This window comes from Pseudomonas juntendi (assembly GCF_009932375.1).
Lineage (GTDB): Bacteria > Pseudomonadota > Gammaproteobacteria > Pseudomonadales > Pseudomonadaceae > Aquipseudomonas > Aquipseudomonas juntendi.
On sequence record NZ_BLJG01000095.1, the window covers coordinates 1 to 9,710 of the forward strand.

13 protein-coding genes are annotated in these 9,710 nt (G+C 60.7%); all 13 read left to right on the forward strand.

Annotation, left to right across the window (positions count from 1 at the left end):
* Positions 1-21 precede the first annotated feature (21 nt).
* Positions 22-1,140, forward strand: a complete 1,119-nt coding sequence (locus GYA94_RS13640) for a phage tail tip lysozyme (protein ID WP_255326932.1) — start codon at positions 22-24, stop codon at positions 1,138-1,140.
* Positions 1,137-1,769: a phage baseplate protein gene (locus GYA94_RS13645; protein WP_054914212.1), complete on the forward strand. Its 633-nt coding sequence runs from the start codon at positions 1,137-1,139 to the stop codon at positions 1,767-1,769. The genes GYA94_RS13640 and GYA94_RS13645 overlap by 4 nt, the downstream gene beginning before the upstream one ends.
* The gene (locus GYA94_RS13650; protein ID WP_161892490.1) at positions 1,766-2,068 is read left to right on the forward strand and encodes a phage baseplate plug family protein; all 303 of its coding nucleotides are present in this window, start codon (positions 1,766-1,768) and stop codon (positions 2,066-2,068) included. Before GYA94_RS13645 ends, GYA94_RS13650 begins: the two co-directional genes overlap by 4 nt.
* Positions 2,061-2,996: a baseplate hub protein gene (locus GYA94_RS13655; RefSeq protein WP_161892491.1), complete on the forward strand. Its 936-nt coding sequence runs from the start codon at positions 2,061-2,063 to the stop codon at positions 2,994-2,996. The genes GYA94_RS13650 and GYA94_RS13655 overlap by 8 nt, the downstream gene beginning before the upstream one ends.
* Complete coding sequence (locus tag GYA94_RS13660; protein WP_161892492.1) at positions 2,993-3,679, forward strand: Gp138 family membrane-puncturing spike protein; 687 nt, start codon at positions 2,993-2,995, stop codon at positions 3,677-3,679. Before GYA94_RS13655 ends, GYA94_RS13660 begins: the two co-directional genes overlap by 4 nt.
* Positions 3,676-4,041 carry a contractile injection system sheath initiator gene (locus GYA94_RS13665; protein ID WP_161892493.1) on the forward strand — a complete coding sequence of 122 codons (366 nt, stop codon included), beginning with the start codon at positions 3,676-3,678 and terminating at the stop codon, positions 4,039-4,041. Before GYA94_RS13660 ends, GYA94_RS13665 begins: the two co-directional genes overlap by 4 nt.
* On the forward strand, positions 4,042-5,301 hold the full coding sequence (locus tag GYA94_RS13670; protein ID WP_161892494.1) for a baseplate J/gp47 family protein: 1,260 nt from the start codon (positions 4,042-4,044) through the stop codon (positions 5,299-5,301).
* Positions 5,298-5,957, forward strand: a complete 660-nt coding sequence (locus tag GYA94_RS13675; protein ID WP_161892495.1) for a baseplate wedge 1 family protein — start codon at positions 5,298-5,300, stop codon at positions 5,955-5,957. Before GYA94_RS13670 ends, GYA94_RS13675 begins: the two co-directional genes overlap by 4 nt.
* Positions 5,957-6,832: a tail fiber protein gene (locus GYA94_RS13680; protein ID WP_161892496.1), complete on the forward strand. Its 876-nt coding sequence runs from the start codon at positions 5,957-5,959 to the stop codon at positions 6,830-6,832. The genes GYA94_RS13675 and GYA94_RS13680 overlap by 1 nt, the downstream gene beginning before the upstream one ends.
* Positions 6,829-7,020 carry a hypothetical protein gene (locus GYA94_RS13685; RefSeq protein WP_161892497.1) on the forward strand — a complete coding sequence of 64 codons (192 nt, stop codon included), beginning with the start codon at positions 6,829-6,831 and terminating at the stop codon, positions 7,018-7,020. The genes GYA94_RS13680 and GYA94_RS13685 overlap by 4 nt, the downstream gene beginning before the upstream one ends.
* A 7-nt stretch (positions 7,021-7,027) precedes the next feature.
* The gene (locus GYA94_RS13690; RefSeq protein ID WP_054912379.1) at positions 7,028-7,471 is read left to right on the forward strand and encodes a terminase small subunit; all 444 of its coding nucleotides are present in this window, start codon (positions 7,028-7,030) and stop codon (positions 7,469-7,471) included.
* Complete coding sequence (gene terL / locus GYA94_RS13695) at positions 7,468-9,081, forward strand: phage terminase large subunit (protein WP_161892498.1); 1,614 nt, start codon at positions 7,468-7,470, stop codon at positions 9,079-9,081. The genes GYA94_RS13690 and terL overlap by 4 nt, the downstream gene beginning before the upstream one ends.
* Positions 9,082-9,140: 59 nt before the next feature.
* The coding region (locus GYA94_RS13700; RefSeq protein ID WP_161892499.1) for a hypothetical protein at positions 9,141-9,710 on the forward strand (570 nt) is incomplete at its 3' end.

The window sequence follows — 9,710 nt, forward strand, 5'->3', positions numbered from 1 at the left end:
CTGGTGCCGGCCTTTGCCGAGTTGGCCGAGGACTTCACCGCCTTCTACCGCGACAACAAGGACCTGGTGGATTCTGGTCTGGAGGCCTTCTTCGGTGCTCTTGCCAAAAACATCGAACTGGTCTCAGCCGCCCTTGTGCTCATGGGCGGCGCCAGCGCCTTGAAGGGGCTTGCCGCTCTGCGTGCACTGGTAGGCCTGGGCGGTGCTGCAGGCGCTGCTGGTGCCGCCGGCGCGGCCGCGGGCGGTGCGGCTGCAGGCGCATCTGGGCTGGCTGTGGCAGGTGGTAGCGCGGCTGCGCTGCTGTATTCCGGAAGCCTGAACGCCGGTGAAGACCAGGAGCTGCTGAATAACCGACTTCGCAAGGGCGGATCTGAGGCTGCTGCAGCCGTCATGGACTTTTTCCGCGCCAAGGGATGGTCTGCCGAGCAGGCCGCCGGTATTGCGGCGAACCTGGAGCAGGAAAGCGGCTTCCGACCAGATGCCGTTGGCGACGGGGGAAATGCCTACGGCCTGGCCCAGTGGCACCCGGACAGGCAGGCGAACTTCGCCAAGTACTCCGGCAAGGACATTCGCAGCTCCAACGCAACCGAACAGCTCGAGTTCATCAACCACGAGTTGACCAAGGGGGCCGAAAAGTCAGCTGGTGAGCGCCTGAAGTTGGCCGCAAGCGCCAGGGAGGCCGCGGGCATCGTCTCGCGTTACTACGAGCGCCCGGCAGACGCCGATGGCGAGGTTTCCCGGCGTGGCGACATCGCTGATAACTACGGACTGCCTCAGGCGCCGGCATCTGCAGCTCCGGTTGTGGACCTGCGCGACCCCGAGCAATGGGCCAAGGTCCAGGCTGACCTTTCCAAGTCTGGGCAGAAAGGCCCAAGCATTTTGGAGCAAATCGACGCTTGGGCGAAAAAGCAGCGCCGGGCGCCAGAGCAGTATTCGGCAAGCGATGTCGTTACGCCTGCGGGCTCAACAGTATCCGCCGCTGCGAACCCATCAGCACCCGCTCAGCAAGTGCAAAACGTGGACAACCGGCAGTTCCATATCCACGGTGCGGATACCGGAAAAGTCGAGCAGCTGTGGAACGAGAAACTGAGCAAGCTGATTGACCAAACTACCCAAGACTTCAGGAGCCCGGAAAAATGAGTATTGCCGATGGGGTCATGAGCATCTTTTCCAAAACGCTGCCCATGCTTGGCCCCATTGAGTTCGATGCCAAGCTTGAGGGGGCGACCAGCAAGGCTGTTCAGCTCACCGAGTTTCCTGTGGAGTTCGGCACCAACGGCAACGACCATGCCCGCTTGCTGCCTGACCGCTACCTGCTGACCGGTGCGGTATCCAATACTCCGCTGGGCATCGGCCTGGATGACTTGGGCATGATGGGCGTCGGCGCGATCTCCAGCGCCATTGGCGGGGTGGCCGGGGCGGCGATATCGACCGTTTCGGCCTACCTGCTGTCGGGCAGCGAGGCTACCCGTGCCGCAACCGCTTGGGCCGCCCTGACGGCGCTCCTACAATCGCGGTCCCGATTCGACTTGGTCACCGAGTACGAAACGCTCAAGAACATGGTTTTGATCAGGCTGGATCAGCGTACGAGGCCCGATGATGAAGATGGTTTGGTCTTCGTTGCCGAACTGCAGCAGGCCAGGGTCATCAGCTCCCAAGTAACCCGGGGCGTGACCTCAGCAGACCAGCTGCTTCAGAACGACCCAGTCGCCACACAGGGCGCCCCCATGGTTTCTTCTGGGTTTGCATCTGTGGAGGTGATCCAGTGAGCCGGTACAGGGTTGAGGTTCAACCCCTGCCGGCTCAGACCTTCAGCGCCCCGCTAGGCAGCAACACGCTGACATTGGAGCTGCAGTGGATGGCCCGGCTTGAGGTCTTCCGCGTCAACATCAGTACAGCTGCCGGCTTGAACCTGACGTCAGGGCGCTTCCTTCTGCCAGGTGTAGATCTGCTGGCCGGCCTGTACCCGCCGCCCAAGGTGAATTACGGGTCTCTCACCCTTGAGGGTAAGCAGCCGATCCCTAACAACCTGGGCATCGACAATACGCTGGTGTGGTCCGATGAGTGATGAAATCTACCTGCGCCGGTACCGGCTGAAGCTTGGCCGTGACTCGGGCGGCAAGATCTACGAGATGCGCCCTGACGGTGACGGCCTGCGCATCACGTTCCAGATCATCCACTTCGCCGGCAATGCGTTCAGCGTGGCCGAGATCACGATCTACAACGTGTCCGACTACTCGACAAGGCAGATGCTGGGCGACGGCACGGCCAAGAAATACGAGTTCATCTCGCTGGAGGCAGGCTATTCCAGCACCTTCGGCAGCGTGTTCCTGGGCCAGATCACCAACGTGCAGAAGGTCATGGAGGACGGCGGCTCAACCCGGGGCGTCAAGTTCTTCTGCCGCTCACAGGCCAAGGAGCGGGACGAGCGAATCATCAACCTGACCCTGTCCCCCGAGACGGACCCGGTCCAGATCATCGAGGAGTGCGCCGAGCGCTTTGGCGGGGAAATCCAGTTTTTCGGGGACTTCTCAGGCCTCAAACGCCGATCCGGGGGCACAGTACTCCAGGGAAGCCCAGTCGCATGCATGAACGAGCTCGCCAGCACTTGGGGGTTTGACTGGATGATCGAGAACGGCGCCACCAAGATCATCAAGAATGGCTTCGCCATGCCCAACGAAGTGTTCGTGATCAGTGCCGCCAGCGGAATGATCGGCTCCCCAGTGGTGAGCGACACCGAGGTCGGAATCAGGTGCACCCTGAACCCCAAGCTAAAGCTGGGTGACACCATCAAACTCGAGTCCATGGCCCCGCAGTTCGAATTCTCCGGGGCCTTTTTCTACGAGGTGCCCCGCACGATCGGCGAGGGCTTCTACCGCATCAACTCCCTGGCCGTCATCGGTGACACCCACGGCGACCCGTGGGAAACCCAGATCAGCTGCTTGCGGCTCGACACGATGGCCCAGTCTGGAATCTCTGATAGGGCGACCCGATGAAAGACCCATTGGCCTCCCGCACACGGGAACAGTTCGCCAAGATGCTGCGCGAGATCTTTGGCGAGTACCTCAAGGACAACGTACGCACCAGCGTTCCTGGGCACGTTCTGAGCTTCGACCCCGCTACGCAGCTGGCCCAGGTCCAAATCGGCCTGATGATTGAAGACCGGCTTGGCAACGCCGAGCCACGCCGGCCTATCGTCCGCGTTCCAGTTCAATTCTGGGGCGCTTCCGGGGGAACTTTGGAGTGCCGGGTGGCCGAAGGCGTCGAGGGGTCGATCATGTTCTCGCAAGAGTGCATCGATTCCTGGGTCGACCAGGGCGGAGTGGCTGCCAAGTCGGAGCCGAGGCGCTTCTCCATGAACGATGCCTACTTCATGCCCGGCGTGCGATCCGTTCCAGGGGCGATCACCGACTTTGCCAATGACGGCATCCGCCTGCGCAACAACAGCGGCTCGGTATACGCCTGGCTGAAGGATGACACGTCCATATCGCTCAGCAATGGCGCTGGGTTCATCACGATAGGCGCAGATGGCACGGTGAACATCAACGGGGTGACCATCAGCCCTGCCAGCCTGGTCACCACACCGAATGACGTTGTCGCCGGGCCGATCAGCCTGAAGCTGCACAAGCATTCCGGCGTCCAGCCCGGCACCGGAACCAGCGGGGTGCCCATTCCATGACCGTGCGCAAGCTCGACGCCAACGGCGACCTGGCCATGGGCCAGGAAAAGCTGCTGACCGGCTATTCAGCCGAAGAGGTGGCGCAGAACGTCCGCACCCGGCTCAAGTTCTTCCTGGGCGAGTGGTTCCTGAATACGGCTGACGGCACCGATTGGTTCGGGGGTGTGTTGGGCAAAGGGTCCCGCCTGGCTACGCGCGAGTCGATCATCCGCCGGAGCATTCTGCTTACCCCTGGGTGCGTGGGCATGACGGCCTTCAGCGTCACCTCGGATGCGGTAACCCGGCAGCTGACCGTGGCCGCGACCATCACCAGCGCCTCAGGCGAGAGCGCAGACATCAACTTCGTACAGGCAATCGTCTAAATGGCTGAGATCACCGACCAGGGCATCACAGGCGCGTCGCTCAACGACTACTTGGCCGACATTAATGCGCGCACGCTGGCGATCGACCCAGACTGGAACATCGATGCCGACTCACCAGATGGCCAGCGCATCGGCATCGAGGCCGAGATGCTGGCAAACCTGGACGAGGGCATCGTGGCCGCCTACCGGGCAAAGGACCCCGACAGCGCCACCGGCGAGGCCCTGCGAAACATCGGCAAGATCTCCGGCGTGGCCATTCGCGATGCCACCTACTCGGTCGCGCCCATCACTATCACAGGCCCGGCCGGTACCGTGCTTCCGGCCAACTCGCAGATCCGAAGCAGGATCGACAACACGCTCTGGCTGACCACCGCGGCAATAGTGATCGGCGTCTCGCAGAGCGCCACTGGCTTCGCGACCTGTGTAACGCCAGGCCGCGTCCTGGCGGGTGCCGGCGAACTCACAGTGATCGGTACGCCGTACCCTGGCTGGTCCTCGGTTACCAATGCTGCTGCTGCCCCAGGCGAAGACGCCGAGTCGGACGTTGAATTCCGCGCCCGCCGGAACAACTCGGTATCTCTGCCCGGCAGCAACATGAAGGACAACATGCTGGCAGCCGTTGCAAACGTCGCCGGCGTGACCGACGTGAAGATCCTGGAGAACAACAGCGACGACCCGGCCGACCCTGACGGCATTCCATACACTGCCATCGCGGTCATCGTGAACGGCGGCACTGACCAGGGCATTGGCCAGGCCATGTACTCGAAGTACAACCCAGGCACCCCGATGTATCCCCGCTACAGCACCAAGACCGATACCTGGGTTGATCCGCCGGGGGCGACAGGCGTCAAGGTTCAAATCACCTCGCCATCGACGGGCAACATCGAGACTATGACTTTCCAGCGCGCAGTGGCTCTGCCTATCTACGTTTCGGTCACCGTACAGCGCAAGGGAACCCTGCCAAGCGACATCGAGGAGCGGATCAAGCACGCCATCGTCGAGGATTCGACCAAGAAGCTGTTCTCCGGCGACCAGGTGAAGGGCTTCAATCAGGGTGGGTACGACATTGGCGAGGTAGTGCCCGTGGGGCGCCTTTACACCCCGGTCAACAAGGTGCTTGGCCAGTACGGCGACAGCTACATCACCAGCCTGACGATTGGTCTTAGCGCCGTAAGCCAGGGTGTAACGCCAATCCAGCCGGGCATCGCAGAGTTGGCCACCTTCGACCCTGACAACATCACGGTATCGGTGCCGCTATGAAAATGGACCACGTAGCGCGCGCGAAGAAGCGGATCATCAACCAGTACCGCGGCAAACAGCGGATGACGCGGTGGCTCACGCTGACACCGACCATCGCCAACGAGAAGCTTGAACAGCCGATCAGCCAGATTTACTCGGCCTACGACGTCGACACGGTAACCGGTGAGGACTTGGACGTCATCGGCCGCATCGTCGGCGTGCCCCGGCCAATACTGCGCGGCGCGGCCCATGACGTCTTTGGCTATGCCGGGAACGACAACTACACCAACTACAACGTCGCGCCCTACATCGGCGACGGCGCGTCGATCGATGCGCCCCTAAACAATGATCTGTACCGCAAGCTGATCAAGGCGAAGATCGCCAGAAACGTCAGCGACGGTACCAGCGACAGCATCATCAAGCTGCTCGAGGTCGTTATAGGGGTAAAGGTCACAGCCCTGAATAGCAATGGTGACAAGTCGTTCGACATTGGCATCGCTTCCGAACTGGACAACACCACGCAGTTCTTGCTCGAGAACTTCGACCTCATCCCCAGGCCACAGGGTACCCGCATAGGGCAAATCTACGTGCTCCCGACCAACATTGATGAGATAGAGCGCACCTCAAGCTTGATCTTTAACTACGCCAACTTCACCTTGCCCGGAGACGTTTCCTGATGGCACGACAGCCTTTCAACCGCCGCTGGGCAGAGAATGTCGAGGGCCAGAGTTCCTCCACTGTGTTTCAAGAGCCGGCCGAAATCAGGATTGTGACGGGCTGGGAAGGCGGTCAGGACAAGGACGCGCCGCCGGCGGGCCAGGAGAACTGGTGGCACAACCGGGTTGACTCGGCGCTGCAGGACCTCGAACGAAAAGGGGTTATGCAGTATCACGCCCAAGCAATCTATTCCGTGGGCGCCCCGTGCTACACACCAGAAGATGGCCTGTTCTATGAGTCGATCGCCAACAACAACGCTGGCAACCCGCCGGCCAGCAGCCCGACGTTCTGGAGGTTGATAGGAGCAAGCCTCTATTCGTCATTCAGCGTTGGTGAATACAAGGATGTGGCCCATAACGGTTCGCCTGACCCTGGGTGGCTGAAATGCACCGGTTCAACGTTGCTCCGGTCAGCTTACGCCAAGTTGTTCGCGGTTATTGGGACCAGGTTCAACACTGGTGGTGAGTCAAGCCTTGAGTTCCGGCTTCCTGACTGGCGCGGGATGTTTCCACGCTGCCTTGATGACGGAAGGGGCGTTGATACCGGGAGGGTCATGGATGGGGTTCCTCAGCCCAGCCAAAACCTCGGTCACTCGCATAGCGCCTCAACCGGATCGGCCGGTCTTCATCGGCACACAATGACGTTTCCTCGTGACTTGGTATCTGGCGTTCCTCAAGACGATGCAGTTCTTGGCGACCAGATCGAGCAAGGAACTCAGACGCTCAACACCAGCGATGCCGGGTCCCACACCCACACTGTCAGCATCGGCTCCAATGGGGGCACTGAAGCGAGATCGGTAAACCTGACCCAGGTGAGATGGATTCGATACCTATGAACCAGAAAATCGTTTACCAGTACGACCTTAACGGGTTCTACCTGGCCGAGACCCTAGCAGAGCGCGACCCGCAAGTGCCTGGCAACTGGCTGCTGCCAGCGAGGTGCACCGAAACGAAGCCTCCGATCTTCACTGCCGGCAAGCTGCCGAAGTGGGTCGGCTACAAGTGGAAACTGATCAGCCCGTAGGTGAGATATGGAACGCAAGGCGAAGAGACGCTTCACCGACAAGATGGAGCTTTTCTGCCTCGCCTATGTCGAGACCGGGAATGCCTCCGAGGCCTACCGGCGGTCCTACAACACCTCCAACATGGCCGACAAAACAGCCCAGCGGGAGGGTTACAACCTTCTACAAAACCCTCTCGTTCAGGCACGTATCGAAGAATTAAGGATCAAGGTCATGGAACGTCACGAAATCACCGTGGACACGCTCCTGGCTGAGCTGGAAGAGGCTCGCCTGCTCGGCAAGGAGACCGGCAAGGCCTCGGCCATGGTCACGGCCTCGATGGGCAAGGCAAAGCTCCTGGGCCTCGACAAGCAGATTGTTGAGTTGACCGGCAAGGATGGTGCGCCCATCGAGACGAAATCCACGGTCAAGGTTGACCAGGAAGCCCTTGAGTCTGTCCTGGCCCGCCTATGACAGCGCTCCTCGATTGGGAAACCATGAGCATCGAGGAGAAGCAGGCCGCCAAAAGCATAAGTGAACACTCGCCGCTTTCGTTCATGAGGGTGTGGTTCCAGCTGAACCAGGGCATGAAGATGCTCTGCAACTGGCACCACCGCTATATGGATCACACAGCGCTGCGCGTGCTCAGTGGCGAACTGAAAAACGTCGTGTTCAACATGCCACCAGGTGGCACAAAGACCGAGTACTGGTCTATCCACCTTCCAGCCTATGCCATGACAGTGCGGGACCGCACGCGCACGCTGAACGTGTCCTACTCCAATTCTCTGGTGGTTGAAAACTCCGGCCGCATCCGGTCGATCGTCTCCAGCCCCGAATACCAGGAGCTCTGGCCCGTTTCAATGGGCAAGGCCGATGTCGAGAACTGGTCGCTGATCGACGGCAAGGGCCGTACCAGGCACCAGCTGTTCAGTCGCTCCACCGGCGGCCAGATCACCGGCTGCAGGGGCGGCTACATCTCCAAGGACTTCACCGGCTTCATCAACCTGGACGACCCGGAGAAGGCCGACAGCGCGTTTTCAGCGACCATGCGGGCCAAGGCCCAGCGGATCGTGACAAACACGCTGCGCAGCCGGCGCGCATCGCCTGATACCCCAGTCATCTGCACCCAGCAGCGCCTGCACACGGACGATGTGTCCGGTTTTCTGCTCAAGGGTGGCATGGGCCTGGACTTCGCGCACATCAAGGTGCCGGCCCTGGTGACCCGCGAATACATCGCCAGCCTGCCGCCAGGCATCCGCGAGCACGCGGAGCGCGACGTGTTCAGCGGTCCTTCAGTGGTGCGAGGCGGCGTCGAATATTGGTCCTACTGGCCGGCCAAAGAGTCGGTCTACGACCTGATGGCCCTGTGGGACAAAGACGCCTACACCATGGTCAGCCAGTACCAGCAGGAGCCCGTGGCGCTTACTGGCGGCATGATCGACCCGGACTGGTTCAGGACATACGAGCAGCTGCCGTTCTTGGTCTGGCGTGGCGTCTATGTGGATACCGCGCAGAAGACCGGTGAGCAGCACGACTTCTCGGTATTCGCCCACTGTGGTTTGGGCGTGGACGGGAACCTCTACATCATCGAGATCGTGCGCGGTAAGTGGGACGCTGGCGATCTGGAGGCCGAGGCGCTGCGCGTTTGGGAACGCTGGAAGCCGTGGGACCAATTCCGGCCCGCGGCCCTGCGCTACATGCGTGTCGAGGACAAGTCCAGCGGCACCGGCCTGATCCAGACCATCAGCAAGAAGGGCTCTATCCAGATCGAGCCCCAGCCGCGAGGCCCGGCCGCCAACAAGGTCACCCGCTGCATGGATGCCGTGCCCTGGTTCAAGTCCGGCCGTGTATTCGTTCCTGCGATCTACGACGAGCAGGGCAAGTCCATAACACACGTCAAAGACCACCGGTGGCAGGACCTGTGCACCACTGAGTGGGTCACCACCTTCCTCACCGAGGCCGCAGCTTTCACGGCCGACGACAGCCACGACCACGATGACCAGGTAGACACCATCTTCGATGCCGTGGCCGACATGCTCATCAACGATACCAGCAGCTTCTTCTCCGGCGGCTGGATCTCCTAACACCTCGTTTCGCTGACCGCGCCCAGGCGCGCTCTACAAACTCGCCCAAAGGAAATGACATGGCTGATCAAACTCAGCGCCTTGAGATCGCGACTGTGCGCGCGGAAGCCGGCAGCAACATCGTTTTCCGCTTCGCCAACGATGCTGCGAATGCCGACAGCATCCCTACCCAATCGGGAGACATTCAAAACCTGAAGCAGGTAGTGCTGGAAATTCAGCAAGATGCCGCCGAAAAGATCAGTATCTCCACCACCATCTACCCGAATGTGGCAGCTGGCCTCGCAGCTACAGCTGACCAGGGTATTTTTTTGGTGCAGTCGAACGATGCGGACGAGATCTACTCCGTATGGCAGAACCAGGGCGGTACTGCGGTAAACACCGGCAAGACAGCCCTGTCCGCGACAGCCATTCAAACTGCGCTTGATGCTTCCAATGAGGCGGCGCAGGCGGCAGAAGACGCTGCTGATGTAGCTACAGCCAGAACTGCAGGCTTCCTGGCTCCGTCTTCCACGCCACCGGTATTGCGTGACAATGGTCTGCCTCTGCAAGTTGGCGACAGGTATCTCAATACCGAGGATGAGGCGGAGTACCTATTCAAGGATGGAGCCTGGTCTGCTAACGACAGCCTG

Bases quoted from the DNA above. Each gene is read 5' to 3' on its own strand.
- GYA94_RS13680 (WP_161892496.1), top strand. From the start codon at position 5,957: ATGGCACGACAGCCTTTCAACCGCCGCTGGGCAGAGAATGTCGAGGGC.
- GYA94_RS13675 (WP_161892495.1), top strand. From the start codon at position 5,298: ATGAAAATGGACCACGTAGCGCGCGCGAAGAAGCGGATCATCAACCAG.
- GYA94_RS13645 (WP_054914212.1), top strand. From the start codon at position 1,137: ATGAGTATTGCCGATGGGGTCATGAGCATCTTTTCCAAAACGCTGCCC.
- GYA94_RS13685 (WP_161892497.1), top strand. From the start codon at position 6,829: ATGAACCAGAAAATCGTTTACCAGTACGACCTTAACGGGTTCTACCTG.
- GYA94_RS13665 (WP_161892493.1), top strand. From the start codon at position 3,676: ATGACCGTGCGCAAGCTCGACGCCAACGGCGACCTGGCCATGGGCCAG.
- GYA94_RS13670 (WP_161892494.1), top strand. From the start codon at position 4,042: ATGGCTGAGATCACCGACCAGGGCATCACAGGCGCGTCGCTCAACGAC.
- GYA94_RS13660 (WP_161892492.1), top strand. From the start codon at position 2,993: ATGAAAGACCCATTGGCCTCCCGCACACGGGAACAGTTCGCCAAGATG.
- GYA94_RS13655 (WP_161892491.1), top strand. From the start codon at position 2,061: ATGAGTGATGAAATCTACCTGCGCCGGTACCGGCTGAAGCTTGGCCGT.
- GYA94_RS13690 (WP_054912379.1), top strand. From the start codon at position 7,028: ATGGAACGCAAGGCGAAGAGACGCTTCACCGACAAGATGGAGCTTTTC.
- terL (WP_161892498.1), top strand. From the start codon at position 7,468: ATGACAGCGCTCCTCGATTGGGAAACCATGAGCATCGAGGAGAAGCAG.